Consider the following 26976-nt stretch of genomic DNA (forward strand, 5'->3'; position numbering starts at 1 on the left):
CCAGCCGAGTGGTCACCGCCCCGCGATGACCTTCGCCGTGATGACGCCCAGCTTGAGCATGCCGAACCAGGTTGAGGGGTTGAGCAGCGTCGGCCACCCGGTGCGCGCGCGATCTCTGCTCACGTCTTGCTCGTCGAATCGGTCGCGCAGCCATCGCAACGCCATGGGAGCAGACAGCGGATGCAGCAGCAGGTGACCGCAGAATCGGTCCCTGTGATAGGTGATCGCGGCTCCCGCTTCCTGATAGAACGCGACGAGCTTGTCGATCGCATCGACGCTGATGATGCGGTCATGCACTGCCTGCACGACCAGCACCGGGGGGCGAGGAATGGCCTGGCCCAACTTGGTCGCATCAAAGACGTCTCGCACGTCGGGCACATCCCAAAGCTCGTCGGCAGACATATCGACGTACGACCCGATGTCAGTGCCGCGCAGACGCCAGACGGCCTGCGCCGTTGTCATCGAGTGCAACTCGTCGAGCAACTGCTTGCCGTCGTCACTGGCGTGTTCGTCGACGACGCGTTGTGCGCCGGGAAAGACGTGCGTCAGTGCCGCAATCATTAGCGCGGCCAGGCCCGCGAAGAAGGTGCCGTTGAGGTGGCGTGCAACGCTGCCGCAGTCACCGACCGGTGAGCCGAGTACCGCGCCGACCACGTTGAGTTCAGGAGCGTAGTCCGCGTTGTGTTCGGCGGCCCAGGCCGAGGCGAGTCCGCCACCGGAATAACCCCACAGTGCGATTGGAGCTGCCGGTGACAAGCCCAGCCGCTCACAGTGCAACGCCGCGCGGAGGCCGTCGAGGATCCGGAAGCCCGGCTCATGGGGTGCGCCCCACATCCCATGGCATCCTTCGTGGTCGGGCACCGACACCGCCCACCCTTCCGCCAGCGCGGCGGCGACAAGTAGGTATTCGGACTGCACGAATGCTCCGATCGGCTTCGCGCCGCGGCGCAGGGCATATGACGGAAAGCATCGTGAGTTCACCGCATCGATTGCGCATTGATACGACAACACCGGGCAGACGCGCCCCGGATCGCGTTGTTCGGGCAGCAGAACGGTAGTCACCGCGACTTCGGGCTCGCCGTGCAAGTCGGTGCTGCGATAAAGCAGCTGCGTGGCACGCACCCGTTGGGCGATGAGACCGAGGAACCCCAGCTCTACGTCGCGGGATCGCAGCAGATCTCCGGGGTTTGCATCCTGATAGCCCGGCGGCGGTTGATAGAACGGATCTTCGTCGGGCACCCGCAACGGGGTGTCGCGGCGAAGCTTCTCGTGGTGCACGACAGGTGCCTTCTGAGCTGCAGTGAAGTTGTCGCTCATCGGCAACCGCTCCCCCCTCGGGCGGATGGCGTGAGGGCCATCCGAGTAGTTACCGCGGGCTACCCGTGAACGGCTGTTCGCTAAACGTCACGCCGCGCGGCGGCGTGTACCGCTACAGTGTTCGGGCGTTAGTGTGCTGTGGTCGGCCTCCGCGAACCAGCCGGCAGAAAAGTTGGGCGAATTCATGACCGCAGCAGCAGAGGTGTCGGTAATCGAATCCAGGGTCGGCCACTACTACCAGATGGATGGCACCTACCTGGTCGGCCGCGAAAAGCTACGCGAATACGCCCGCGCCGTGCAGGACTACCACCCCGCACACTGGGATACCGCCGCCGCCGCCGAACTGGGATATTCGGACCTGGTAGCGCCACTGACGTTCACCTCGGCACCCGGCATGACCTGCAATCGCCACATGTTCGAATCGGTGGTCGTCGGTTACGACACCTACATGCAGACCGAAGAAGTCTTCGAACAGCATCGCCCGATCGTGGCCGGCGACGAACTGCACGTCGACGTTGAACTGACCTCGGTACGCAGAATCGCCGGCAGAGACCTGATCACCGTGACCAACACCTTCACCGATACCGCCGGCGAGCAGGTGCACACCTTGCACACCACCGTCGTCGGTGTCACCGCGGAAGATGTCGATCCGGCGATCAAGACAGCCGTACACAACGCGATGATGCACGATGTGGACATTTTCGCCGTCGGTGAATCCGATGACGCGTACCAGAAGACGGTGCGTCCTGAGGGGGAAATTCGCATCGCCGACGGCGGCATGACCCGCACGCCGGGAACGCCGTCGTTCGACGACCTGTCGGTTGGCGACGAGCTACCGGTGCGCCATACGCGACTGTCCCGAGGCGACTTGGTGAACTATGCCGGTGTGGCCGGCGACGCCAACCCGATTCACTGGGACGAGGACATCGCCAAGCTGGCCGGGCTGCCCGATGTGATCGCCCACGGAATGCTCACCATGGGTCTGGGTGCCGGATTCGCCTCCGCATGGTCGGGCGACCCCGGTGCGGTTACCCGCTACGCGGTGCGGCTGTCGGCGCCCGCGATCGTGTCAGCCGCCGAGGGCGCAGACATCGAATTCAGCGGCCGGATCAAGTCGCTGGATCCGGCGACGCGCACCGGCGTCGTCATCGTCGCCGCGAAGTCTGCTGGCCGGAAGATCTTCGGCCTGGCGACGTTGCATGTCCGCTTCCGCTGACCTGGTCAGCTCGGGACGTTAGCCTGCAACGACGCCAGCGCATCGGTGCTCAGCCGGGCTAACTCCTCGGCCTCGGCCGGGTCGAGAGCGGCCGCGAAGATCTCCGCCATCCGCCGGTTGGTCACCTGCTCGATCTCTGCGTAGCGGTCCTTCTTCTCTGCGCCGTCCGCAAACGGTTCGGCCCAGCCGAACATCATGGTGTACTGAGGCCCCTTGTTGAGCATGTGCGCCTCGACCGGGGTGATGCCGGAGAGGGTGAGCGCGTTGAAGTGCACCCCTGCGCGCAGTTCCCGCAGCACGAACATCACCTGCAGCGCCCGGGCGACGGCATCGTCGGCCAACGGCATCGCGCGCCAGCCGGCGAACAACGGCAGCCCCGCAATCGGCGTCGTTGCGATGACCTTCTCCCCCAACGCGGCGATGCGATCCAACCCCTGCGCGCCGGACAGGTACTTGCGTGCAAACCCTGCGGCTTGGTCCGAATACAGTTGCGCTGCAGCGGCAGCGCCGCGCACCGCGACGCCTTCCTCCCACATCGCACTCAACGCGTTCGGTTCGAACACCGCAAACACCGCACTGACAGTGTCGCCGGTGACCTCACCCAGCACTCCCCCGCGTCCGGCGACGTAGCCCGCCAAAGGGTTCTGGTAGCCGGCGGCGACGCTCTCACCCAACGTCTCGGGATGCAGCATGAAAACAGCGACGGCCTGCTCCATCGCCGATCCTGTCGTCGCGGCAGCATCCAACATGTCGGTGTCGCTCATAGCCTTGGCTCCTCCTAAGTTCGAGTGTTTTCGTCGTGGATCACCGGGCGAGGTCCCACTGGCCGAAATCGGTTGCGAGGACGTCGTTCACGTCGACGTGCATGCCGTCGATCGTAAGACCCGGGTCGGATGCGGTGACGACTTCGCGCTGGAACAGTACGGCCGCGGGCTCGCGTTTGCCCCCCGACCACCCCTTCGTCTGCCACGCCCACCGATGCCCCGGAGTGGTCGAAGCTCCGATGACCCCGTCGGCGATCGCCCAGGCACACTGGCGAACACCGCCATAGATTCCTGTTCGAGCTACGCCCAGTACCGAGTTGATTCCCCGAAACCATTCGACTGCCAGGCTTTTCCACGTCTCGGAATCGACGTCTTCATCGACGCTGAAGAAGATCGGCGCCGACTGTGGGCCCCCGGCGGCGGTGTGCAGTTTCAACGCGGTCTGGGCGTCGGCGACGCCTCCGTCGTAGCCATGGGTGAAGTCCGACGGCGTCGGCCAACCCGGCTTGCCGAACTGGTAGCAGCTGACGATCTGCAGGCCGGCTGCCCGGAGCCGGTCTGCATAGTCGCGGGTGACCGGTTTGAAATCGAAGTCGGCGCCCGGCCGCGACTCGGATACGTAGACCAAGGCCCCGTCGAGGCCCGCCGCCCTGATCTGCTCGGGCTGGACCAACCGTTCTGTGAAGTCGACGAGTTGCAGACCCTCGGCGGCGGCTTTCGGTGTGCCGAGCGTCGCGCCGAGGGCGCCGGGAACGACCAGCGTCGGTGCGAGCAGCGCTGCATACCTAAGGACGTCGCGCCGGGATGCGGGTCTCGTCACAGGTGGAAGCGTATCCGCGCGTTGCGGAGTTAGTTCGTCGATGACCATTCGTCGGGCCGGTTTGGCGCCCAATTCTGTGGAGGGCTAATTTCCTGGGGTGATGTCTTCAGCTGCTAGCGCGGTCGCGCGGTGGATCACCCCATTCCTGATGGTTGCGGCCGTTGCCGGCCTAGGTCTCATTGCCGACCCGGCGCAGGCCCCGCCGATGCGCCTGGCCAATGGCGCGAACCCGCTGGACGGCAAGCCCTTCTATGTCGATCCCGCGTCGAAGTCGATGCGCGCCGCCAAAGGCGCCAATCCGCCCAATGCAGAGCTGACCGCGATCGCGAACACGCCGCACGCCTACTGGATGGACCAGGCGTCTACTCCCGCGGTGGACGCGAAGTACATCGCCACGGCGCAGGGTGCCGGCGCTGTGCCGATCCTGGCGCTGTATGGGATCCCGCACCGCGACTGCGGAAGCTTCGCAGCGGGTGGCTTCGGGTCGGCGGCGGCCTACCGTGGGTGGATCGACGGCGTCGCCTCCGCCATCGGCGCCGGACCGGCCGCGATCATCCTCGAGCCCGATGCGCTGGCCATGGCCGACTGCTTGTCGTCCGATCAGCGCCAGGAACGCTTCGATCTGATCCGCTACGCCGTCGACACCCTGACCAGCAACCCAGCCACGGCCGTCTACGTCGACGCCGGCCACTCGCGCTGGGTGAACGCCGAGGAGATGGCTGCCAGGCTCAACCAGGTCGGCGTGACTAAGGCGCGCGGTTTCAGCCTCAACACCGCGAACTTCTTCACCACCGACGAGGAGATCGGTTACGGCGAGGCGATTTCTGGAATGACGAACGGGTCGAACTATGTGATCGACACGTCGCGCAACGGCGCCGGACCAGCCGACGGCGATCTCTCGTGGTGTAACCCGACTGGCCGTGCCCTGGGGACCCCGCCGACCACGGCTACGGCGGGCGCGCACGCTGACGCGTATTTATGGGTCAAACGCCCGGGCGAATCCGACGGATCATGCGGCCGCGGCGAACCGCAGGCAGGCACCTTCGTCAGCCAGTACGCGATCGATCTCGCCCGCAACGCCGGCCATTAGGCTTCGCGCGTCTTTGCGGCACTGCTACTTGGCAGCGAGCTTGACGACCTGGCGTCCTTGGTTGATGACGTAGACGTTGGCGTCGCCGTCGACAGTGATTTTGGTCGGGCTCACAAGTCCGCTGAACGGTAACTGGGTCCAGTCGCCTCCGTCAGCAGGCAGCCGGGACACGGTGTTCGCCTTCACGTCGGTGGCATACAGATTGCCAGCGGCGTCGACTGCTAAGCCGCCGACGTGGGCGGTTACACCAACGATCGGCTCGGCAGTCGTTGCGTTCTTCGCGATCTTCACGATCTTGCCCATCATGGATACGAAAAGGTTGTCGTCGGCGTCGATCACCATGTGTCCCGGCCCGTTGACACCCGCGACGGGAAGCTCCGTTGGGGCGGCCGCACCGGGGGCGAGCTTCAACAGCTTGTTGTGTTGGACGTCGCCGAGGTAGACCGTGCCGTCTTGCGCCACTGCGATCTCGCTGAAGTATTGGAGCTTGTCGAAGGGCAGCGGTTCCGTGGTGGTGGAGCCGGGTCTGATGGTCTCGACAACACCATCGAGAGTGACGAAGTACAGTTTGCCGTCCGGTGCAACCGCCAAAGTCGACACCGTTGGATAACCGTTCAGCTTCAACGGGGTCGGTTGGATTGCCCCTGGCGCCAGCGTCGAGATCCCGAGGCCACCACCCAGGTAGAGGACGTTCTTCGCGTCGACCCCCATCGCCGTAAAGCCCATCGCATCGAGCGGAAGCGTGGTCTGCTTGCCCGCCTGCAACGGCACGTCGACCCTTCGGGAAGTGGGCGCAGAGCCCGGCGAACACGCCACCAAGAGACTGGCCACGACGATGGCGGCTACGCTGAGGAGAAATCCGCGCTCCGCCTCCTGTCGCCGCCACCACCACGGGCGCAGTTTCGTCTTCTCCGTCTCCACGCCAGGGATTCTAGGCTTGCTCTCCTCTCGGACATCCGAACCGCGCAGTGCCAGCAGTCCTTTGGGTCCGCGGAGCCCCCTACCAGTTCGTCAGGATGAAGTGGTTGATCGCCAGCGCGCCTAGGACGTTGGCAGCCAGCCACCAGCGGTGGGTTGGCCGGGGCAGCAAGGCTGGCGTCGCGGTCAGCCACACGGTGAAGCCCTGGCCTTGTCTATCCGTGGCGTTAGCGCCGTTTGACCACTCCGCCCGGTGGGTGTTCGTCAACGTCGTCGAGGATCAGTTCGCGCACGGCGCGACGCGGTCCGTACGGTCGCAGCATGGTGCTGGCCGGCCGGGGACGCACGTGCTGCGGCCACCAGAACCAGCGCCCGAGCAAGGTCGCCAGCGACGGCGTCATGAACGACCGCACGATCAAGGTGTCGAACAACAGACCCAGCGCGATCGTCGTACCCACCTGGGCCATCACCCGCAGCGGGCTGAACATGAACGTGGCCATGGTGGCCGCGAACACCAGACCGGCGGCGGTCACCACCGAGCCCGAACCTGCCATCGCGCGGATCGTCCCCGTCTTGAGCCCGGCGTGAATCTCCTCCTTGAACCGCGATATCAACAGCAGGTTGTAGTCCGAGCCGACCGCCAGCAGCAGGATGACCGCCATCGCCAGCACCATCCAGTGCAGCTTGATGCCCAGGATGTACTGCCAAAGCAGCACGGAGAGTCCGAACGAGGCACCCAGCGACAACAACACCGTACCGACGATCACGAAGGCCGCCACGACGCTTCGGGTGATCACCAGCATGATGACGAAAATCAGTGTGGCTGCGGCAATTCCGGCGATCATCAGGTCGATGTTGGAGCCGTCGTGCATGTCCTTGTATGTCGCGGCGGTACCGCCGAGGTAGACCTTGGCGCCCTCCCAGGGCGTGCCCTTGATCGCCTCGTGCACGGCCTGCTTGATCGGTGCGATGTGGTTGATGCCTTCAGGAGTCGCCGGGTCGCCTTCATGGGAGATGATCAACCGGACCGCGTGCCCGTCGGGCGAGATGAACTGTTTGAGGCCCCGCGCGAAATCCGGGCTCTTGAACGCCTCCGGCGGCAGGTAGAACGTGTCGTCGTTCTTCGCTTTATCGAAAGCATCGCCCTGGGCGGTGGCGTTGTCGGCCTGCGCCTTCGCCTGTTCGTTAAGACCCTGCGTGATCGCGTAGTTCGACATGATGGTGTCGAGGTTTCGTTGCTGGCTCTCGATCTGCGGCGGTATCAGCGCCACCAGTTTGGGCTGAATCTGGTCCAGCTTGTCGAGATTTGCGCTGAGCGCCTCAATGTTGTCGGTGATTTCGTCGATGCCGTCGAGCGCGTCGAAGAGGGACCTGATCGTGTAGCACACCGGGATGTCGTAGCAATGCTTCTCCCAATAGAAGTAGCTGCGGATCGGCCGGAAGAAATCGTCGAAGTTGGCGATCTGATCGCGCAACGATTCGGTGATCTTCACGGTTTCTTTGGTGAGCAAGGTGGTTTCGTGCGTCGTGTTGCTGAGGTCCTGAGTGACCTGCATCTGCTCATGCAGCGTTGCCATCGTCTTGCGCAGCTCGTCCGCCTGTTTGAGCAAGTTGTTCGCCTGCTCCTCTTGGTAGTGCTGAGTCTGGATCCGCCCCGCGGCCTGCGCGCCCATCTGGAACCCGAGGGTGCTGTGGTCGAGCGGCGTGCCCAGCGGCCGGGTGATGGTCTGCACCCGACCGATACCGGGGATGTGGAAGACCGCCTTGGCGACCTTGTCCAGGACCAGGAAGTCGGCCGGGTTACGCAGGTCGTGATCGGTCTCGATCATCAACAGCTCAGGATTCAACCGGGCTTGATCGAAATGCCGGTCGGCGGCGGCATAACCGACGTTCGCCGGGGTGTCGGGCGGCAGGAAGTGGCGGGTGTCGTAGTCGGTCTGGTAGCCGGGCAGTGCGAGTAGACCGACCAATGCGACCGCGATGGTCACCGCGAGAACCGGTGCGGGCCAGCGGACGATGGCGGTGCCGATGCGACGCCAGCTCCGCGTTTGCAGCTTTCGCTTCGGGTCCATCAGCTTGAAGAACGACGCCACCGTCAGCACCGCCGGGCCCAGCGTCAGCGCCCCGAGAACCGCCACCAGCATGCCGACGGCACAAGGCACGCCCAGCGACTCGAAGTAGGGCAACCGGCAAAAGCTCAAGCAGTACATCGCGCCGGCGATGGTCAGCCCCGACCCCAGCACGACATGCGCCGTGCTGTGGAACATCGTGTAGAACGCCTCTTCGCGGGTCTCGCCCGAGCCGCGGGCCTCGTGGTAGCGGCCGACCACAAAGATGGCGTAGTCCGTTCCGGCGGCGATCGCGAGCAGCACCAGCATGTTGTTGGCGAAGGTCGAAAGCCCCATGATGCCGTAATTGCCCAGCGTCGCGACGACACCGCGGGCCGCGGCTAATTCGATGAAGACCATGGTCAGCATGATGAGAACGGTGCTGACCGAACGATAGACAAACAGCAGCATTACGACGATGACCATGATGGTCACAAGAGTGACCTTCGCGATGCCCTTCTCACCCGCGTGGGACTGATCGGCAATCAGCGGACCCGCGCCGGTGACGTAGGCCTTGATTCCCGGCGGCGCAGGCACCGAGTCAACGATCTTGCGGACGGCCTCGCTGGACTCGGTGGACAGGCCGCCGCCCATGTTGCCGGACAGATAGACCTGGACATACGCGGCCTTTTGGTCGTGGCTCTGGGAGCCGGCGGCGGTCAACGGATCACTCCAGAAATCCTGGATGTGCTGGACGTGTTTCTTGTCTTGCTCGAGTCGCTTGACGATCTCGTCGTAGTAGCGGTGCGCCTCTGCCCCCAGCGGCTTGTCGCCCTCCAGGAGGACCATCGCCGAGCTGTCGGAATTGAACTCCTTGAACGTCGATCCGACGCGCATCATCGACTGGAAAGACACCGCGTCTTTGGGGCTCTGCGACACCGAGTGGGTCTTGGAGACGACCTCGAGCTGCGGGGAAATGGTGTTGGTGACGAAGACGATGCCCAACCACACCAGGACGATCGGCAACGCAAGCCGGTGGATCATCCGCGGCAGGAACGGCGGGATCAGCGGCTGGTCGACGCGCGGCGCAGCCTCGGTGGTCTCGCTCATGCGGACTTGTCCAGACAATAGACGAAGGCGTTCACAGTTTCGTTGGGATCTGAGCGATTCGGAGTCTTGATGACGTCACCGCTCCCGTCGTGCTTGTTCACCACGAATTGGCAGGCGATCCAACTGCCGTCTCCTTGCGCCACCAGATTTGCCGGGATGCCGGGCTTCGTTGAACTCAATTCTTTGCTCCAGGGCAAGGGCACGTTGAGGGCCTGCTGCGGGTGGGAGTTTTCGTCGAGGTAGTTGATGGTTGCCGTGCTGCCCGGTGGACCCCAGACCTGGAGCGTGATCGTCTTGGCGTTGAATTCGTCGAGGACCTCGCCCGAGGTGCCACCACCGAACGAACCTTTGTGAACACCGAAGACGCCGTGAAGCCGGTAGACGACGAATCCCGACAACGCGATAACTGCCGTAAGTGTGAGGATGAGCCAGAATCGGGCGAACAGACCTGCCAGACCTTTGCGTTTGGCCGGTTGGCGGGCCGCCGTTTTGCTCTCGCTGCCAGCAGAGCCCGGGCTCGTCAACGGCTCGGTCCTTGGCTCAGTTGTCGCCATGGGCGCTTTCCTAACCTGTGACGAGAGACCCTCAACTACTTAGCTTGTACGTCAGCTTAGCTACCCTAACCTAATACGTGGTCCGTAGAAGAAATCTCGGCGTACTGCATCAAGACCTCGCCAACATGCGAAACGACAGCAGCGGACCGGCTCTCCTACTTTCAAGCAGGTGGTTTGGACGCTCGACCTGGCATTAACTCAGCCGCCACTGCAATCCCGTCAACGGCCTGCATGACGAGCAGGAGCTTCGGGGCACCGAGTGCCCCCCGGCCTGTTCGGAGGTTCGGTCGACCGCGCTCGCGACGCGGACGGGTCGCGGCCGGTCTATCTACCGCGAATTTTGGGAACCCGGAGATGCTGGAGAGAAGCGCGGGAAGGCGGGAAAATCGCGCGCAATCGGAGTGTCCTGGTAATCCGAAAACCTCTGTCATGCAACAGCTTTAGCGTATTGGATTGCGGAGTCAGTTCTCGATGTTCTCATTGCGATAACGGTGAGCGGGCGCGGTCGACCTCATCACGCGCGCTAGGTCTTGCTACGCACAACGATACCGTTGAGCAGTTTCTCAAGCGCTGCGAGCGAATCTCGGCTCTCGCGCACCGGGTCCGATGAGCGGGCAACCGTCATCGCGGCTTCACACATCGCGCCATGAATGAGGTGCGCCAGCGGCTCCACGCGCTGACGCTTGAGGTGACCGTCACCGATAGCCTGCGAAAGTCCCTGCCGCAGCAGGGACGTGACATGTTTATCCTCGAGCTCGCGCATCATCTCCCAGCCGAGGACCGCCGGCGCATCGATCAGCGTAATGCGCTGCGCGCCCGGATCCAGTACCGCGTCGAAGAACGCCCGGCAGCCACGCAAGAAGTTCTGCCAGCTGTTGCTGCCGCCTCGGGCAGCGCGCATCACGGTGTGGCCGATTGCGCGCTGCTCGGCTTCGTAAACCGCGGCAAAAAGCGCGCGCTTGCCCGCGAAGTGGTGGTAGAGGGCGCCCTTCGTCATGCCGGCACGTTCGACGACGACATCGACGGAAGTGGCGTCGAAGCCGTCAGCGGCGAATGAACGGCGCGCCACCGACACGATCTGCTCGATGGTGAGGCGCGTGCGTTCTGCTTGAGTACGGGGGCGGGGCACGATAGTCAGCATAACGTACTCTCGGTACATACTTGCGGTACATACCGTCAGTATGTTTATACTGCCGGTATGCAAATGCGACGGCACGTCTGTTCGCTCTGCGAGGCCGGTTGCGGTTTGGAGAGCAGCGTGGATGCGGGTGCGGTCGTCTCCATTCGCGGCAACCCCGACCACGTTTTGAGTCGCGGGCATGTGTGCCCGAAAGCCTTCGGGCTCAAAGAGCTTCATGTCGATCCCGACCGCATACGCACACCGCATCTCCGCGGCGCCGACGGTCGACTTCAGCCCACGTCCTGGGAGGAGGCGTTCGCGGTCGTCGATCAACGGCTCACCGCCGTCATCGACCGGCACGGCGCGGATGCGGTTGCCTTGTACCTCGGCAATCCAGTGGCACACGACTTCGCCACGACGCTGTATGGCAGTGCCGCGATGCGGGCCCTCGGCTCACGCAACATCTACACCGCGAACACCGTCGACGCGATGCCGAAGTTCGTGGCCTGCCAACTTATGTTCGGCGGGATGTACACGGTGCCACTGCCCGACGTCGACCGCTGCTCATATCTACTGATCTTGGGCGCCAACCCGATGGTGTCCAACGGGAGTCTGCTCACCGCACCAGGTATGCGGGCACGGCTACGCGCACTGCAGCGCCGCGGGGGACGGTTAATCGTGGTCGACCCCAACCGAAGTCGAACCGCCCAAGAGGCCGACGAGCACTATCCGATCCGGCCGGGCACCGATGCGCTGCTACTGGCGTCGTTGGTGCAGGTGCTGTTCAGTGAGGGGCGGATCGATCTTGGCCGGCTGGGCCCGCACGTTCGCGGCGTCGAAACCGTTGAGGAAGCCACACGCGACTTCTCCCCGGAAAAGGTTGCCCCGCACTGCGCAATCCCGGCCGACGAGATCCGCCAGCTCGCGCGTGATCTCGCCGCCGCGCCGGCGGCCGCCGTGTACGGCCGCACCGGCACATGCACTCAGCGATTCGGTACCGTGTCGAGCTGGCTGATTGACGTCCTCAATGTGCTGACCGGCAACCTCGATCGGCCCGGCGGCGCCATGTTCGCCCGACCGGCAGCCGATCTGCGACTGGTGACCGCCCAACGAACGGGCACCGCGATCGGGCGGTGGCGCAGCCGCGTGCGTGGCGCCCCCGAAACGCCCGGAGAGCTGCCGCTGGCTTGCCTTGCCGAGGAGATCGACACGCCTGGAGCAGGGCAGGTGAAGGCGCTGATCACCGTCGCCGGCAATCCGGCGCGCTCAGCTCCGAACAGCTCTCGCCTCGCGGCGGCGTTCGAGCAGCTCGATCTCATGGTCAGCCTGGATCTGTACCGCAATGAAACGACACGGCACGCGCATGTACTGTTGCCGGCGCCCTCGCCGCTGACCAAGCCCCACTACGACTTGTTCTTCGGCCATTTCGCGATCCGCAACACCGCCACCTACTCACCGCCGGTGCTGCCCGCCCAGCCCGGCGACAAAGCGGACTGGCAAATCTTGCTGCGCTTGATCGGAATCCTGGCACGGCAAGGCGCCACCGCCGACCTGAAGGCCATCGACGATATGGTTGCCGAATCGCTGAACCGTGCCGTCAGCAGCGACGAGCAAGCCGGCGGCACTTCGACGGTCGAGCCCGGCGAGCTGGACGGCCCCGAACGTCTGCTGGACTTGCTGTTGCGTGCCGGGCCGTACAGCGACGGCGGCCAACCGCTGACCCTCGCCCGGGTGCGTGAGTATCCCGACGGGATGGATTTCGGCCCACTGAGCCCACAACTGCCCGGGATACTCAACACACCATCGGGGCAGATCGAGCTCGCCCCGCCACCGCTGGTGGATGATGTTGCCCAGCTGCGCACCAGCATGCTCCGGCCCCGCAAACACAGCATGGTGTTGGTCGGGCGGCGTCACCTGCGGTCGAACAACTCCTGGATGCACAACCTGCCCACGCTGGCCAAAGGACCAGACCGGTGCACGTTGCAAATTCACCCCACCGACGTCGCACGTCTGCAGCTCGGCAAGCACGCCCGGATTAGGTCGCGCGCCGGTGTCATCGACGCTCCGGTGGAGGTGACCGACGCAGTCGGTCCCGGCGTGGTCTCCCTACCGCATGGTTGGGGGCATGACGAACCCGGAACAGCTGCCGCTATCGCGGCACAACAGCCGGGAGTCAACAGCAACGTCTTGGCTGACGGCATAGAGCTCGATCCGCTATCCGGCACCGCGGTGCTCAATGGCATCCCGGTACAGATCACTGCTGCACCACCTTTCGAGGCCACGGGGGAGAACTTCGATGACCGCTGAGACTGTGCTGCGCGAAGCATTGCGCAACTACGCCGAGGCTAAGAACCGACACGACGTCGAAGCGATCGTGGCCGCATACGCACCCGACGGCAGCTACCAAGACTCTGGTGTTCCTCAGCCGGTCACCGGCCACGCGGACTTGCGCAAGTTCTACGCGGCCTTCTTCGGATCGGTGCCCGATTACCGGGGCCACTTCGAGGGAACGGCATTCGGCGACGACACGGCCGTGGTCTGGGGGCGCATGACCGGGACGGTGGGGAACAATCTCCTCGGCCTGACCACCAATCCCGGCAGCCGCATCGATGTGCCTGTCACGTTCGTATGCACCTTCCGCGGCGGGCAGCTCACCAGCGACTGCGGCTACTTCGACACCAGGATCCTTCATCGCCAAGTCGGCCTCGCAGGGGTGCCGTCGGCGTCGACGGTCGCATCCTTCGTCGCGGGTTGGGCCCGCTTCTGGGCTGCGCCCACGGACACCACCCTGGTTCGCGGCCTCGTCACCGACGATGTTGCGCTGCACTGGCCGGGCATTGCCGAACCATTGCGCGGACGCGATGCCTATGTCGCCCAACTGGCCGCCGCGCTCAAGCACATTCCGGACCTGACGTTATCGGTCGCCGACTACGCGCACCGGGGCAACGTTCTGCTGATCGCGTGGGAAGGCCGCGGGACGGTCGGTGGAGCGCTACGGCGCTGGAGCGGTGTCGACCGGCTCCGGCTTCGAGACGGTCAAAGCGCCGAGACGACGGTCGTATTCGATACGCGGATCCTAACGCCCGGCCGCAATCAGCACCCAATGCCGCCCAAACCGTAACTGAGGAGGTAGCTTTCGTGCGCGCAATCATCCAACATGAGTGGAACGGTCCCGCGTCCGTACGGTTAGCGCAGGCCCCTGAACCGCGGCCGGCTCCGACCGAGGTGAAAGTCCGGGTTCACGCCGCAGGTGTCAACCCGGTGGACTACTACACAAGTGGCGGTCAGGCCTATAACCGGGTGCTCGATCTGCCGTTCATTCATGGTTGGGACGTGGCGGGGGTAGTCGAGGAGACTGGCTACGGCGTCAACCGATTCCAGGTCGGCGATCGGGTTTTCGGAATGCCGTGGTTCCCGCGGCAAGCGGGCGGATACGCCGAGTTCGTCACCGGGCCGTCGCGGCATTTCGCGGCTATGCCCGCTGAGTTGGACTTCACCGAAGCGGCCGCCCTGCCGCTCGCGGGGCTCACCGCATGGCAGATGCTTGTCGACGTCGCCCACGTTGCGCCCGGCCAGCGCGTGCTGATATCCGGTGCCGCTGGGGGCGTTGGGCATTTGGCGGTCCAGATCGCCAAAGCGCACGGCGCTTACGTCATCGGCACCGCCCGCGCCGCCAAACACCGCTTCCTTGCCGAGCTGGGTGTTGACCAGGCGGTGGATTACACCGCAACGGCGGTCCACGAGGTAGTCCGTGGTGTGGACGTGGTGATCCAGATGTTCGGCGGTGATGCTGGTACCGAGGCGTTGGAATGTCTTCGTCCCGGCGGGATTCTGGTCAGCGCTCAAGCCGCCTGGACGCCAGGGCTGTACGAGCGTGCGAAAGAGCTCGGCGTTCATGCCTACGACTACCTGGTCGAGCCCGACGCAGCTGGCCTTCAGGGCCTCGCGCAGCTGGTCGAAAGCGGACAATTGCGGGTGCATATCGCCGAGCAACTCCCGCTATCCGACGCGGCGCGTGCCCTGACCATCAGCAGCCAGGGCCGCACCAGCGGCAAGATCATTCTCACCGTGGTGTGAACGAACATGACTTCTCGTGCATTGCGTGTCGGGATCGTGGCGCTGCTTGCCGCCGACCAATGGCCGGGCGCCGAACCTGACCAACTTGTCCGTATGGTGCGGACCGTCGAGGATCTCGGCTTCGACTCGCTATGGGCCAACGACTCGTTGATTGGCCCGCGAATCGAAGCACTGACCTTTCTTGCGGCTGCCGCTTCGGTGGCGAAGCGGGTGACACTTGGCACCGCTGCGCTTCTTCCCGCGTTGCGCAGACCTGTGCAAGCCGCGCAAGCGCTAGCCTCCATCGATCGATTGGCACAGGGTCGACTCGTCGTCGCTGTCGGTGCCGGCTTTCCGGGGATATCGGAGACCGAATATGCGGTGTCGGAAGTGTCATGGCGACGGCGCTCCAGGCGGCTCGACGAGACTGTTGCGCTCTGGCGGCAGCTCTGGGCCGGAGCGGGTCCGAGCGCGTTTCACGGCGATACGATGGCCCTCAGTGACATCCCCTCTGGCATAACGTCGTTCAATCCCGCCGGGCCGCCCGTCTGGCTTGCTGGCGACACGCCGCGCGCCCGCGCTCGCGCCGGGTCGGCATATGACGGTTGGCTGCCCTACCCGCCCACGCCGGCGGGTTTCGCGGCGGGTCTAGGTGACGTTCGCGCCGCGGCCGAGCTGGCTGGGCGGCCAACTGACGCCGTCACTCCAGCGCTTTTTGTGACGGTCCTGGTGACGGACTCGCCCGACGGCGGTCGATCCGAACTTGACCGATTCACCAACGCAACGTATGGGTTTCCGCTCGCGGTCGTCGAGAGTCTGCAGGCTTTCGCCGCCGGGTCCGCTGAAGCGGTTGCGGCCAAGCTAGCGAACTACATCGATGCCGGAGTGCGCCACTTGGTCTGCCGTATCGGGGTGCTCACGCAGGATGCATTCCAGGTGCAGCTCGAACGACTGCGAGATGTGAAGGAACGCTTGGAGAAGTCGTCCCATGCTTACCCGTGAGCGCACGACGGTCGGCTTGCTCCGCGAGTACCAGAGCTTCGCGGATTTGTTGGCCACGCTCGATATGTCGATGTGGACCCGAGCCACCCGCTGCGCCGGTTGGCAGGTGCGCGACGTCGCCGCCCATGTTGTGGGACAGGCGATCGACACCGTCACGGGCGCAAGCGGTACGCGAAGCGCCGATGAACAGGCGGCATCGCTGCGCGCCCAGCCGCCCCACGGCCTCGCCGCCCAGATGTGGGAGATCGGAGAGTCGACGGCAGCGCTGGTGGCCGCCTTCGGCGACGACATCTGGGCCCAGCCCAGCCCAGCACCGGGATTGACCGTCGGCCGGGCGATACATGCTCTGTTGATGGACGCGTACGTGCACGCCGACGACATCCGCGACGCCATCAACCATCCATCGGATCCCGGCGAGGGACGTTATGACAGCCTTGATTTCGTCCTTGACGCACTCAGTCGCGACCCGATCGCTGCAGCCGACTCGCACGTAGGCCGCCTGCTTGCGATACCGGCCGCGGCATTCACAAAGGACAGCGGAATCGACGCCCACGAATTCCTTCTCGCTGCTACCGGGCGCCGCGACCCGCGCATGCTGGGTCTTCCCGAAACGGTCAATATCTTTCGAGCGTGACTGGAACCTTGCCCGCAGCTCAGTAACAGGCTCTTCCGAATGGCTTGCAGCCCTGGGTAAGTAAGTCCTGACGAATGGATTGCCGGGAACCTGTCCGAGCTTTGCCCGCCCGGGTGTTCGTCACAGTGATCGTCGATCTGACCCCCGTGCTGGTCGGCACTGGGCGGGGACCCGAGTCATACGCTCCGGCGCATGACCGCCCCGGATGCTCGACTCACTCACCCGGTCAGTCAACGCTCTGAAATACGCAGCCCCCGCAGGACGCGTTCGTGAGACACATAACGATGACATGGCACCACCGCTGAGAAAACGACACGCAGGGTGAGACCCTACAAACCGCCCGGCTCTCACCGCGCCATGTTGGCGAACCGCGACAGATGTAGCTGATGAGCGACGGTCACCGTCTTGGTTGGGCCGTTGCGGTGTTTCGCGAGAATCAGATCCGCCTCGCCGCCGCGCGGGTCGTCGCGCTCGAATGCGTCTGGACGGTGCAGCAGAACCACCATGTCCGCATCTTGTTCCAGAGAATTATGTACTGAGATCCCCTGGGCCACAAAGTTATGCGTGTCCGTGACGGTTCCATCGTAAACATCTTGCTCACCGATGCTACTGATCTCCACGATCTGATCCCAGAACACATCGCTTGTCGCCAGCGCATGAATCTCGCGGTCTTCAAGTAACGCCGCAGCACGGTGCAAGCGTCCGCGGCTAGGTGCGTGCTTCCACATCGTGGATCCGCAGAACTGCGTAGCCATGGCAGCAGCGAACTGCCGGTGTGTCATCTCCCGGCTTACCAACGATGTCTTGACCTGCGTCCAAACCTCTTTGGGTACGGTATCGAGGTTGGTGTTACGGACGACACGCTCGAGTTGAGTGAGCACCTTTTGTGCGGCAACGGCTTTCATACCGTGTGCGCCGACTCGGTGGAGGAACCTCGTTTGGTTTTCCGCACCGTAGATGTACAGGTGCCAGCAGTCGCGATATCCGGCCTTCAATACCCGTTTGATCCGAGCGAATACCCCGACGCGAAGGAGCAGGGCAGCAACGTCATCGACCAGGCGCCGACTCGTCGATGCATAGTAAATCTGCGCCGCGCCATTCTTGTCGTCCCAGCGCACCGAGCCGTCAGTCGCCCACAGATGGCGCAGGAATAACGCCACTTGATCGGTCGGCAATGCGAAAACTCGCTGCGGGACGAACTTCTCGTAGCTGCGCAGCCCGAACAACCCGAGCTCGTCCAGCCATGCGGCAATCGGGTTACGTCGCCCATGTGTCAAGTGATACGGCGCTGGGAGCCGCAGGGTCGTGACTCGCGCTGCCGGGTAGTCGTCGCGAACGGCGGTCACCCCGAAGTACGCGGCCGAAATCGTCACCGCAGCGAGGTTGGCTTCGTCCACAGATGCATACCGGATCGGCTGGTTCTTGACGCAGGAGCCGTCGCCGATCATGTGTCCGAGCAGTACCACCTCGGAGTCAGCCATCCGCTGCGTGCCAACCGGCTCCGGAACCCGTCGCGGCACGGCAAGCCGGTCGCCAACCGTGAGCTGATCCAACGGAGTCCAGCCGTCTAGCGTCATGAACGGATGGTTACCGGTGGCTTCAACTTCACGTCCGGACGCCAGCCGCAGGCGGAACACCTCCTTGCGCCCACTCGGGAACACATTGGTCATGGGACGAGCCACCATCCGCAGTTGCTCGTCGAGCGACCACACCAGCGGCCGCTCGCCGGTGCGCATCAGCTCACCAAAGGTGACTTCGGCGCCGTTGTCAGCCCGCAGGATTCGCGTCGACGCGGTCAGACAGCCCGATTCACGAAGGTCCGATAACATCGGCTTCTTGTCGGTGCGTTGCTCCGGGCCACGGTTGAGCTGGCTGATCGCGATAACCGGAACTTCCAGTTCCTTCGCCAAAAGCTTTAAGTGCCGCGAGAATTCGGAGACCTCCACCTGTCGCGACTCGAACTTCTTGCCCGAGGACATCAGCTGCAGGTAGTCGATCACGATCAGCCGTAGGTCTGATTTCTGCCGCAGGCGCCGCGCCTTGGCCCGGATCTCCATCATCGTCAGATTCGGCGAATCGTCGATAAACAGTGGCGCTTCACTAATTTCGCTCATCCGCCGCGCCAAGCGGGTCCAGTCGTCGTCGCTCATCCGACCCGAGCGCATATCGGCCAGCTTGATTTTCGCCTCGGCTGACAACAGCCGCATCACGATCTCAGACTTGCTCATCTCGAGGGAGAAGATGACGCTGGCCATCCGGTTCTTGATCGAGCAGGACCGCATGAAATCCAGCCCGAGGGTGGAGTTGTGCGTCGGCACCATGCCGCGGCCGGCTAGATACAGATGTGCGCCATTGTCGACCTGCACGCAGCGCACCGGAACACTGCGCACCCGTCGCACCGCGTCCAGTTGCAACACCGGCGCCATCAGCGCCGCGCCGCCCCCGCCATACCGCCCAATCGAGCCAGCACCCGCGATCGTGTCCAGCCCGCAGCGCAACGTGGCTGTCGTGCGAACGCCATATCCCGTCGGCCAGAGATGCTCAGCATCGGCGACAATCACTGTCCCGTCGGAGAACTCGACCTCATAGCAGGGCCGGCCCAGCATCACCTCGGTCGCGGCTACCACTCGCGTCGGCTGCCCGTCGGCGCTGAGCAGCAGGTCGCCGACGGCGACATCGCCCATCGTGGTCCAGCCGGTCGGCGTCGGCAGTGGGGTATCCAGCGCCAGTGCCTTGCCGACACCGGGTCGCGCCGCGATGATGATCATCTGCCCGGGATGCAGACCGTTGGTCACCTCGTCGAGTTCGGCGAACCCCGTCGGCACACCACGCGCGACCCCGCCGTTGGAGGCGATGGCATCGATCTCGTCCATCGTCGGCTGCAGCAGGTCTTCCAGCGGGACGAAGTCCTCGGAGAGCCGCCGATCGGCCACGTCATAGATCTCGGCCTGGGCCCGGTCGACCACCTCGGCGACGTCTGCGCCCTCCGCACCGGCATACCCGTACTGCACCACCCGGGTACCGGCTTCGACCAGCCGGCGCAGCAGTGCCTTCTCGGCCACGATGCTCGCGTAGTACCCGGCGTTGGCTGCGGTCGGCACCGTCGAGATCAGGTCGTGCAGATACGGCGCGCCGCCGATCCGCCGCAGCAGACCACGGCGGTCCAGTTCGGCGGCAACAGTCACCGCGTCGGCCGGCTCCCCGCGCCCGTACAGATCGAGGATGGCGTCATAGACGTTCTGGTTCGCCGGCCGGTAAAAGTCGCCTGGCCGCAACCGCTCCAGCACGTCGGCGATGGCGTCCTTGCTCAGCAGCATCCCACCGAGCACCGATTGCTCGGCCGCGAGATCCTGCGGCGGCTGGCGGCCGAAGTCCTCGCTGGGGGCGTCCGTGCCGGGGTTTCCGAGATCGTCAACGACCGCCATGAGTCCCCACCTCCTCCGGCACACCGGTCGAACGTCCATTCGATCCGGATGCTATGAACGCTAGGTCAATGCACCGACACTGCCGAGCGCCGGGTTGACGGTAAAGGTTGCTGGCAAGGACTCCAAGTGGCGTTGTTTATGAAGCTGTGGATCGACTGTGCATATCTGTCAGCGGCCGTGTTAGGGGGGTGTGGAGAACCTGTGGAGCACTGTCGAGCCGGACCGCATTACTGCAGATAAGCGCACCACAACGGCACGCAAATTGTGTGGATGGGAATCTCTTCGGCGTGTCGTGTCAGGTTGCCGACTCGGGCGTGTTGCGTTGCGGCAGCCTATGCCGCCCGTTAACAGACGGTTACGTTCGCTAACGGGCGTGCGCGCGGAAAAGTTCGCCAGTCCAACGCCGACAACCCCGGCGGAGCCGGTTTGGGCTCCCGCCGGGGTGACGGTGGAACGGGTCAGCTTTCGGCGACGACGTCCAGCGCGATCTCGACATTGACGTCGGGATGCAGATGCACCGTGATCGGGTGCGCGCCGAGGGCCTTGATGTGCGCCTTGGGCAGCCGGATGATGCGCTTGTCCAGGTTGGGGCCGCCGGCCTTCTTGATCGCGGCCACGACGTCGCCAGCGGTCACCGATCCGAACAGCTTGCCGCTGTCCCCGGACGTCTTGACCGGCAGCGACACCCCATCCAGCCCCTCGATTGCCGCCTTGAGTTCGTTGGCGTGGTCCAGGTCGCGCACCTGCTTGGTTTCGCGGGCACGACGGATGTCGTCGACCTGCTTCTGCGCGCCTCGAGACGCGACGATCGCCAGCCCCCGCGGCAGCAAGAAGTTGCGTCCATATCCGTCTTTAACCTCGACGGTGTCGCCGACGGAACCCAAGTGGTCGACCTCGGCAGTCAAAATCAGCTTCATCGTTTCGTGCTTTCGTTCTGCGGTGCGGATTTACCGCGCCGAGGAGGTGAAGGGCAGCAGCGCTACCTCGCGGGCGTTCTTGACCGCGAGCGCGATGTCGCGCTGATGCTGGACGCAGTTGCCGGTCACCCGGCGAGCGCGGATCTTGCCGCGCTCGCTGATGTAGGTGCGCAGCAACGTGGTGTCCTTGTAGTCGATCACTTGGTCCTTCTTGGCGCAGAACACGCACTTGCGCGTCTTGACCGGCTTTTCCGGAGCCGGGCGCCGCTTATTGGACTTGGCCATTGTTTGTCTCTTTCGTTCTGTCGTTCAGGTATCAGAAGGGAGGCTCGTCATCACCGCCGCCGAACGAGCCGGAGGCGGGGGCGCTGCCCCACGGGTCGTCGCCGCCGCCGGCCGCGGGGGCTTGCGCGGGGGCCGGACGGGAGCCGCCGCCGCCACCACCGCCGAAGCCGCCACCGCCGCCGCCACTGCGGCTGACCTTGTTGACCTTGGCGGTGGCGTAGCGAAGCGAGGGGCCGATCTCGTCGACCTCGACCTCGAACACCGTGCGCTTCTCGCCTTCACGGGTTTCGAATGAACGCTGCTTGAGCCGGCCCTGCACGATCACCCGAGAACCCCGGGTCAGGCTTTCCGCGACGTTCTCCGCCGCTTCCCGCCAGATGTTGCACCGCAAGAACAGCGCCTCGCCGTCTTTCCATTCGCCGGCTTGGCGGTCATAGATCCGCGGGGTGGAGGCCACGGTGAAGTTCGCCACCGCAGCACCGGACGGGGTGAACCGCAGTTCGGGGTCAGCGGTCAGGTTTCCGACAACGGTGATGGTGGTGTCACCAGCCACAACGACCTCCTGGCATCGGCGGGTGGATTGTCATTTCGCTGAGCCTACGCAAGGGCTACGACGCCCCGCGACCATTCGCCCACAGGCCTAGTGCTTGTCGGTGCGCATCACCTTGGTGCGCAGCACCGACTCGTTGAGGCTGAGCTGACGGTCAAGCTCGGACACCGTCGCCGGCTCGGCTTTGACGTCGATCACGGCGTAAATACCCTCAGGGTGCTTCGCGATCTCGTACGCCAGCCGGCGCTTGCCCCAGATGTCGACCTTGTCTACCGTGCCGCCGTCCTTGCGGATGACATTGAGAAAGGCCTCCAACGACGGAGCTACGGTGCGCTCGTCGAGAGTGGGGTCAAGGATGACCATGATTTCGTATGGACGCATGGGAACCTCATCACCTCCTATGGTCGTCTGCGGCCACGGTCTTTTCCGTGGCAGGAGGGTCGCCTGCGTCGGCAACCGACTCAGGCTACCGGACCGTGCCTGGGCTGCGAAATCCGACAGCTGGCGTCGAGACTGCGGTGACGGCGTCGCGACTGCGGTCAGGTCGCGACTCGGGCGATTTTCGCGCCCTGGACGCAGGCTCGGCGACGCCGGGGCGCCGGCGTAGCCAACCCGGCAGCCAGCGCGGTGGTGCATCGTCGGCCCAGTCGAATACTCCGCCCGCCGGGTCGTCGATACGCCCGCGCCAACGGACCAAGTCTTCGTCGGGGCGATAAATCTGGCGCACCACGATCGCGCACAGCACCACCACCGCGACATCGCGCACCAGCACCGCCGCGGTGAACCACTGCTCGGGCAGCCCACGGTTGGGCACGCCGTAGAGGTAATACATCCGCGGTACCCACACCAACGCATCCAGCGTCATCCACGCCAACAGCACCCGGCGGTGCGGCAATGCCAACACCGCAAGCGGCACCAGCCACAGCGAGAACTGCGGGCTCCACACCTTGTTGGTCAACAGGAAGGCCGCGACCACCAAAAATGCCAACTGCGCAACCCGGGGCCGCTGCGGGGCGGTCAATGCGACGTAACCGATTGCCAAGCAACACAACACGAACAACACCGCCACGACGGTGTTCAGCACGGTCGGCGGCTGCCAGAAACCCAGGGAGGGATCGAAACCTTGCCAACCGGTGAACGATTTGACGACGTTGTACAGCGAATCCATGTCGTCGCCGCGGCGGGTGTTGAGCCGGAAAAACTCCGACCAGCCGCGCGGAAACAGCACCATCACCGGCAAATTCACCAATAACCATGTCGCCACCGTCGTGGCCGCGGTGCGGGCCAGCTCACCGAGGCGACCGGTCCTGATACCCAGCACCAGCAACGGGCCCAACAACAACAATGGGTAGAGCTTGGCGGCAACACCAAGGCCGATCAGCACACCGGCCCACCCCGGCCGTCGGCGCGACCACGCCAGCAGGCCGCCCATCGCGAAAGCCGTTGCCAGCGCATCGAAATTGGTGAACATCTGAAAGATGATCACCGGCGACGCGGCGACCAGCGCCGCATCCCACACCCGCCGGCCCGATAATCGCGCAGTGGCCCACACGGTAGCCAGCCACGCCAGCGCCAGGCCCAGCGCAGCGACGTCGAAGAACACCACCACTTCGGCGATCACCGGCAGCGGGATCAGCTTGCTCAACGCGGTATAGGTCTTGGCCAACGCCATCGACACGTACTGGTAGACGCCAGTCAACACCGGATATTCCATATAGCGGACCGCGGGTTGACCGTCGTAACGAACCTGTGGTTTGCCGCTGCCGTCGGTCTCGACCCAGCTCGACTTGTAGGGAAACTTGCCCTGGCTCAACAACTCTGCGCCGTAAAGTGGGACCGTGTCGGAGTAGCACAGCTCGTAATAGGCCCGCTGATTTTGCCAATTGGCCACCCGATGGTCCCCGGGCCCAGACCCGGTGGACACCAGACACGGCGCCTTGGTCGACCATCCCAGCGCCATGAACACCAGCGCAAACACGAACATCACCCGCAACGGCGTCCACAACCTGGTCCGGCCGATCAACGCATGCCGGCCCACCGGACCACCGATGACGCCCGCCAGTGCCGAGCCCAAAAAGTCGGTGCGGCTTGGACAATCGCGCTCGTCGACAGTACGTAAGTCAGCAGCCAAGAGCCCCGGTGAAACCGTGGCGGAAGGGCCTGGCGAGGCGTCCGTCACGGCGGCGGCGGAACAGGCGCCTCGGGTGCTCCGGGCGCCGGCCCGACGGGGACGGCGGGAGCGGCGGGGATGGTGGTGGGTGGTCCGATCGGGATGGTGATGCCGGGGGCCACTTCGATGCTGGGCTGGATAACCGTCCCGGGTGGCGGCTCCTCCGGCTTGGGTGGCGGCGGTGGTGGCGCAGCTGGGACACCGGCGTACCCGCCGATTTCGGTTGGCTTGGGGAAGGTTTCGCTATTGGTGCCCTTCAGCGCACCATCCATCGTCGCCTTCCAGATGTCGGACGGCAGCCCCGAACCGTAGACAGGCGCGCCCCATTTGTTGACCAGTGGCTCATTGTCCTGGGTGGTGCCCACCCACACCGCCGTCGACAATGACGGGGTGTAGCCGACCATCCAGGCGTCCTTGTTGGCGTCGGTGTCGCCCAATTGGGTGGTCCCGGTCTTGGCCGCCGACGGCCGGCCCCCGGCGAGGTTGTGCCCGCGTGAGTACCCGGCGATCGGTTGCATGGCCGACGTGACGTTGTCGGCGACGGCCTTGTCGATGCGCTGTTCGCCGGAGTTATCCGACGTGCTGGCGTCGAAAAGCACTTTGCCGTCGGAGTTGACCACCTTTTGCACGAAATGCGGCGGGTGGTAGACGCCGGAGTCGGCCAGCGTGGCGTACGCGGAGGCCATGTCGATCACCCGGGTCTGATACTGGCCCAACACGATCCCGTTGTTCGGCGGTCCGCCCTCACCGTCTTCGGACAGCGTGTGCGACACCCCCGGGAAGCTGGTGGCAATGCCCGCTTGGTGTGCGGCCTCGGCGACGTCCTCGGGACCGTTTTTGAGTTTGAGCATCAGCCGGTAATAGGAGGTGTTCAACGACCGTTTGAGCGCCTCGGCGATGTTGCAGGTTCCACAGCTTTCGCCCTCGACATTGCTGATCTTGATGCCGTCGACCGTGAGCGGGGAGCTGTCGACCTGATATCCCAGACCGATGCCTTGTTGCAACGCGGCGATCAGGGCGAACACCTTGAACGACGACCCGGTCTGCAGACCGGCCTGGGCGAAGTCGAAGCCGTAGGCATCCGTCCCGCCGTAATAGGCCTTCACCGCGCCGTCATGCGGATCGATCGAGACCACCGCGGCCCGCATGTCGGGATCTTGCCCCTCGAGGTACTTCGACACCGCCTTCTCGGCAGCCTTCTGGGCCTGCAGATCGATGCTGGTGGTGATCTGCAGTCCCTGCGTGTTAAGCGTCTGCTCGTCGATGTTGAACAGGTCGAGCAGCTCCTTGGTCACCTGCCGCTCGATCAGACCGTTAGGCCCGGTGGTTTGGTTCTGCGCACTGGCCTGGTCCGGCGGCACCGTCGCCGGAAACTCTTGGGTAGCGCGGTCCTTCGGCGTCAACGCCTCGGTTTCGACCATGCCGTCGAGCACCCAGTTCCACCGGATCCTGGCGCCGCCGGGGTCGACGGCGGGATCCAGTGTCGACGGGCGCTGGATCAGCGCGGCCAGCAGCGCACCTTCGGCGACGTCGAGTTGCTCGACGGGTTTGTCGAAGTAGGCCTTGGCTGCTGCTGAAATCCCGTACGCGCCGCGGCCGAAGTAGATGATGTTGAGGTAGGCCTGCAGCACATCGTCTTTGGACCACTCCCCCGACATCTTGGTGGCGATGACGAGTTCTTTGGCCTTGCGGATCAATCCGCTCACCCCGGCGCGCTGCGAGCCCACCAGTGCGTTCTTGACGTATTGCTGGGTGATCGTCGAGCCGCCCTGGGTATCACCGCCGAAGACGTTGTTCTTGACCGCCCGAGCGAAACCCGAGAGCGAGAACCCCGGATTGGAATAGAAATTGCGGTCTTCGGCGGCCAGCACCGCCTGCCGCACGTGCACCGGCACTTGGTTGATGTTGACGTCGACCCGGTTGCCTTCGGGCGGAACAATTTTGGCGAGTTCCGAGCCGTCACTGGCCAGGATCGTCGACACCTGGTTGGTCCGGATGTCGCCGGGATTGGGCACGTCGACGATGAGGTAGGCCATCGCGAACGTGACGATCGGCAACAGCAACACCACCGCCGCGGTCACGTAGAGCCCGCGCCGGACCCACATCCAGTTGATCCGCCGCAGCCAGGACCAGTCCAGCTCGTGGAACCACTCCCAGTTCGGTTGCGCCGGGCCGCGGGGTGGCGGACCGGGCGGGCTGCCACCGGGCGGTTTTCCGCCGCCACGCCGTTCCCCGAGGGATGCCGCCCGTTCGCCGAGGAGATCGTCCCGTGCGCTTCTCGGCGGCGAGCTGGCGTCCAGCGCGGCCTTGACCGCCTCGATCGGGTCGCGCAGTCGCTGTGACCGGTCGTCGGTGACCGGTGGAAGAATCGTCGTCAATCGGTCGTCGGGCGGGACGGGACGACGCTGCCGCGGGCCGGTTGTTCGATGACCACCGCGGTCTTTGGCACTTTCCGCTCGGCGCTCGGACTCACCGTCGGCCGCTGACCCGCTGGGGCCGTCAGTGGCTGACCGGTCTTGGCGCCCTTCGTTATTCACTGGCCGTGCGTGCGCCGTTGCGCGCCGTCCGCGTGCTGCGCGATCCCCCGGGCGGGCTGGCGGGGCGTGCGGTGCCGAGCACATACGACTTGACCAGGTGATTCCAGCTGCAGGTCCGGCATACCTCCACGACGTGTACCGAGAACTCCTCGTAGCGGGACGCCAGCACCACCAGCTCCTCGGCGGTGCGCGCCGAACCGGAAACCGCGCCCAGATGGTCGCCGAACACCCACGACACCAGCGTGAGCTGCTCCTTGCGGCAGATCGGGCACATCACCGGGCTGGGCTTGCCGTGGAACTTCGCGGCGCGCAGCAGATACGGGTTGGCGTCACACACTTCGGACACCCCGGTTCGCCCCGAATAGACCTCGGCCAACAGTGAGCGACGCCGAAGCGCATAGTCCACTACCTGTCGCTGCAATCGCACGCCCACCAGAGTACGA

General features: G+C 64.6%; 22 protein-coding genes. 7 read left to right on the forward strand and 15 right to left on the reverse strand.

The features are described from left to right. Positions 1-12: 12 nt before the first annotated feature. The gene (locus tag AC5Y49_RS18895; RefSeq protein ID WP_499889756.1) at positions 13-1317 is read right to left on the reverse strand and encodes a lipase family protein; all 1305 of its coding nucleotides are present in this window, start codon (positions 1315-1317) and stop codon (positions 13-15) included. 184 nt (positions 1318-1501) lie between these two features. Here AC5Y49_RS18895 and AC5Y49_RS18900 point away from each other — a divergent pair, with 184 nt between their 5' ends. Continuing rightward, positions 1502-2533 carry a fused (3R)-hydroxyacyl-ACP dehydratase subunits HadA/HadB gene (locus AC5Y49_RS18900; protein WP_499889757.1) on the forward strand — a complete coding sequence of 344 codons (1032 nt, stop codon included), beginning with the start codon at positions 1502-1504 and terminating at the stop codon, positions 2531-2533. Positions 2534-2538: 5 nt separating this feature from the next. On the opposite strand, the gene AC5Y49_RS18905 is transcribed toward AC5Y49_RS18900, so the two are convergent. Both AC5Y49_RS18905 and AC5Y49_RS18910 read right to left on the reverse strand, forming a co-directional pair. Next, positions 2539-3297 carry an SCO6745 family protein gene (locus AC5Y49_RS18905; protein WP_499889759.1) on the reverse strand — a complete coding sequence of 253 codons (759 nt, stop codon included), beginning with the start codon at positions 3295-3297 and terminating at the stop codon, positions 2539-2541. A 40-nt stretch (positions 3298-3337) separates the two neighbouring features. Continuing rightward, positions 3338-4117 carry a DUF1906 domain-containing protein gene (locus AC5Y49_RS18910; RefSeq protein WP_499889761.1) on the reverse strand — a complete coding sequence of 260 codons (780 nt, stop codon included), beginning with the start codon at positions 4115-4117 and terminating at the stop codon, positions 3338-3340. Positions 4118-4217: 100 nt separating this feature from the next. Here AC5Y49_RS18910 and AC5Y49_RS18915 point away from each other — a divergent pair, with 100 nt between their 5' ends. After that, on the forward strand, positions 4218-5207 hold the full coding sequence (locus AC5Y49_RS18915) for a glycoside hydrolase family 6 protein (RefSeq protein WP_499889763.1): 990 nt from the start codon (positions 4218-4220) through the stop codon (positions 5205-5207). A 24-nt stretch (positions 5208-5231) separates the two neighbouring features. On the opposite strand, the gene AC5Y49_RS18920 is transcribed toward AC5Y49_RS18915, so the two are convergent. From AC5Y49_RS18920 to AC5Y49_RS18935, 4 genes are all read right to left on the reverse strand, one after another. Next, complete coding sequence (locus tag AC5Y49_RS18920) at positions 5232-6128, reverse strand: NHL repeat-containing protein (protein WP_499889764.1); 897 nt, start codon at positions 6126-6128, stop codon at positions 5232-5234. Between the two features lie 224 nt (positions 6129-6352). After that, a complete protein-coding gene (locus AC5Y49_RS18925) occupies positions 6353-9283 on the reverse strand; it encodes an MMPL/RND family transporter (RefSeq protein ID WP_499889765.1) in 2931 nt (976 codons plus the stop codon). After that, entirely contained in the window at positions 9280-9837 is a 558-nt protein-coding gene (locus AC5Y49_RS18930; RefSeq protein ID WP_499889768.1) for an MmpS family transport accessory protein, read from the reverse strand. Before AC5Y49_RS18930 ends, AC5Y49_RS18925 begins: the two co-directional genes overlap by 4 nt. A 523-nt stretch (positions 9838-10360) precedes the next feature. After that, positions 10361-10978 (reverse strand): TetR/AcrR family transcriptional regulator, encoded by a 618-nt coding sequence (locus AC5Y49_RS18935; RefSeq protein ID WP_499889770.1) that lies wholly within the window; start codon positions 10976-10978, stop codon positions 10361-10363. 57 nt (positions 10979-11035) lie between these two features. Here AC5Y49_RS18935 and AC5Y49_RS18940 point away from each other — a divergent pair, with 57 nt between their 5' ends. The 5 genes from AC5Y49_RS18940 to AC5Y49_RS18960 are packed head-to-tail and all read left to right on the forward strand — an operon-like array spanning position 11036 to position 16649. Further along, positions 11036-13264: a molybdopterin-dependent oxidoreductase gene (locus AC5Y49_RS18940; RefSeq protein WP_499889771.1), complete on the forward strand. Its 2229-nt coding sequence runs from the start codon at positions 11036-11038 to the stop codon at positions 13262-13264. Next, the gene (locus AC5Y49_RS18945; protein WP_499889773.1) at positions 13254-14078 is read left to right on the forward strand and encodes a nuclear transport factor 2 family protein; all 825 of its coding nucleotides are present in this window, start codon (positions 13254-13256) and stop codon (positions 14076-14078) included. Before AC5Y49_RS18940 ends, AC5Y49_RS18945 begins: the two co-directional genes overlap by 11 nt. Positions 14079-14095: 17 nt before the next feature. Then, positions 14096-15034 (forward strand): NADP-dependent oxidoreductase, encoded by a 939-nt coding sequence (locus AC5Y49_RS18950; protein ID WP_499889775.1) that lies wholly within the window; start codon positions 14096-14098, stop codon positions 15032-15034. Positions 15035-15040: 6 nt separating this feature from the next. Next, positions 15041-16015 carry an LLM class flavin-dependent oxidoreductase gene (locus tag AC5Y49_RS18955; RefSeq protein WP_499889779.1) on the forward strand — a complete coding sequence of 325 codons (975 nt, stop codon included), beginning with the start codon at positions 15041-15043 and terminating at the stop codon, positions 16013-16015. Continuing rightward, complete coding sequence (locus tag AC5Y49_RS18960; RefSeq protein ID WP_499889781.1) at positions 16002-16649, forward strand: maleylpyruvate isomerase family mycothiol-dependent enzyme; 648 nt, start codon at positions 16002-16004, stop codon at positions 16647-16649. The genes AC5Y49_RS18955 and AC5Y49_RS18960 overlap by 14 nt, the downstream gene beginning before the upstream one ends. Positions 16650-16996: 347 nt before the next feature. Here AC5Y49_RS18960 and AC5Y49_RS18965 read toward each other — a convergent pair whose 3' ends face one another. The 8 genes from AC5Y49_RS18965 to AC5Y49_RS19000 all read right to left on the reverse strand — a co-directional run bounded on the left by AC5Y49_RS18965 (position 16997) and on the right by AC5Y49_RS19000 (position 26960). Then, positions 16997-20074, reverse strand: coding sequence for a replicative DNA helicase (locus tag AC5Y49_RS18965; protein WP_499889783.1), 3078 nt, complete (start codon positions 20072-20074; stop codon positions 16997-16999). Positions 20075-20532: 458 nt separating this feature from the next. Next, on the reverse strand, positions 20533-20991 hold the full coding sequence (rplI, locus tag AC5Y49_RS18970; protein WP_499889785.1) for a 50S ribosomal protein L9: 459 nt from the start codon (positions 20989-20991) through the stop codon (positions 20533-20535). Between the two features lie 30 nt (positions 20992-21021). Beyond that, on the reverse strand, positions 21022-21276 hold the full coding sequence (gene rpsR / locus AC5Y49_RS18975; RefSeq protein WP_499889787.1) for a 30S ribosomal protein S18: 255 nt from the start codon (positions 21274-21276) through the stop codon (positions 21022-21024). A 31-nt stretch (positions 21277-21307) separates the two neighbouring features. Next, complete coding sequence (locus tag AC5Y49_RS18980; RefSeq protein ID WP_499889789.1) at positions 21308-21829, reverse strand: single-stranded DNA-binding protein; 522 nt, start codon at positions 21827-21829, stop codon at positions 21308-21310. 87 nt (positions 21830-21916) lie between these two features. Then, the gene (rpsF, locus tag AC5Y49_RS18985; protein WP_499889791.1) at positions 21917-22207 is read right to left on the reverse strand and encodes a 30S ribosomal protein S6; all 291 of its coding nucleotides are present in this window, start codon (positions 22205-22207) and stop codon (positions 21917-21919) included. A gap of 85 nt (positions 22208-22292) precedes the next feature. Beyond that, a complete protein-coding gene (locus tag AC5Y49_RS18990; protein ID WP_499889793.1) occupies positions 22293-24005 on the reverse strand; it encodes a glycosyltransferase family 87 protein in 1713 nt (570 codons plus the stop codon). Beyond that, positions 24002-26533, reverse strand: coding sequence for a transglycosylase domain-containing protein (locus tag AC5Y49_RS18995; protein ID WP_499889794.1), 2532 nt, complete (start codon positions 26531-26533; stop codon positions 24002-24004). The genes AC5Y49_RS18990 and AC5Y49_RS18995 overlap by 4 nt, the downstream gene beginning before the upstream one ends. Continuing rightward, positions 26526-26960: a DUF5318 domain-containing protein gene (locus AC5Y49_RS19000; RefSeq protein WP_499889796.1), complete on the reverse strand. Its 435-nt coding sequence runs from the start codon at positions 26958-26960 to the stop codon at positions 26526-26528. The genes AC5Y49_RS18995 and AC5Y49_RS19000 overlap by 8 nt, the downstream gene beginning before the upstream one ends. Positions 26961-26976: the final 16 nt, after the last annotated feature.

This window comes from Mycobacterium sp. NGS62 (assembly GCF_059812285.1).

Excerpts from the sequence above, each read along its gene's own strand:
- AC5Y49_RS18895 (WP_499889756.1), bottom strand. The coding sequence starts at position 1,317 with ATGAGCGACAACTTCACTGCAGCTCAGAAGGCACCTGTCGTGCACCAC.
- AC5Y49_RS18900 (WP_499889757.1), top strand. The coding sequence starts at position 1,502 with ATGACCGCAGCAGCAGAGGTGTCGGTAATCGAATCCAGGGTCGGCCAC.
- AC5Y49_RS18905 (WP_499889759.1), bottom strand. The coding sequence starts at position 3,297 with ATGAGCGACACCGACATGTTGGATGCTGCCGCGACGACAGGATCGGCG.
- AC5Y49_RS18915 (WP_499889763.1), top strand. The coding sequence starts at position 4,218 with ATGTCTTCAGCTGCTAGCGCGGTCGCGCGGTGGATCACCCCATTCCTG.
- AC5Y49_RS18925 (WP_499889765.1), bottom strand. The coding sequence starts at position 9,283 with ATGAGCGAGACCACCGAGGCTGCGCCGCGCGTCGACCAGCCGCTGATC.
- AC5Y49_RS18930 (WP_499889768.1), bottom strand. The coding sequence starts at position 9,837 with ATGGCGACAACTGAGCCAAGGACCGAGCCGTTGACGAGCCCGGGCTCT.
- AC5Y49_RS18935 (WP_499889770.1), bottom strand. The coding sequence starts at position 10,978 with ATGCTGACTATCGTGCCCCGCCCCCGTACTCAAGCAGAACGCACGCGC.
- AC5Y49_RS18940 (WP_499889771.1), top strand. The coding sequence starts at position 11,036 with ATGCAAATGCGACGGCACGTCTGTTCGCTCTGCGAGGCCGGTTGCGGT.
- AC5Y49_RS18945 (WP_499889773.1), top strand. The coding sequence starts at position 13,254 with ATGACCGCTGAGACTGTGCTGCGCGAAGCATTGCGCAACTACGCCGAG.
- AC5Y49_RS18955 (WP_499889779.1), top strand. The coding sequence starts at position 15,041 with ATGACTTCTCGTGCATTGCGTGTCGGGATCGTGGCGCTGCTTGCCGCC.
- AC5Y49_RS18960 (WP_499889781.1), top strand. The coding sequence starts at position 16,002 with ATGCTTACCCGTGAGCGCACGACGGTCGGCTTGCTCCGCGAGTACCAG.
- AC5Y49_RS18965 (WP_499889783.1), bottom strand. The coding sequence starts at position 20,074 with ATGGCGGTCGTTGACGATCTCGGAAACCCCGGCACGGACGCCCCCAGC.
- rplI (WP_499889785.1), bottom strand. The coding sequence starts at position 20,991 with ATGAAGCTGATTTTGACTGCCGAGGTCGACCACTTGGGTTCCGTCGGC.
- rpsR (WP_499889787.1), bottom strand. The coding sequence starts at position 21,276 with ATGGCCAAGTCCAATAAGCGGCGCCCGGCTCCGGAAAAGCCGGTCAAG.
- rpsF (WP_499889791.1), bottom strand. The coding sequence starts at position 22,207 with ATGCGTCCATACGAAATCATGGTCATCCTTGACCCCACTCTCGACGAG.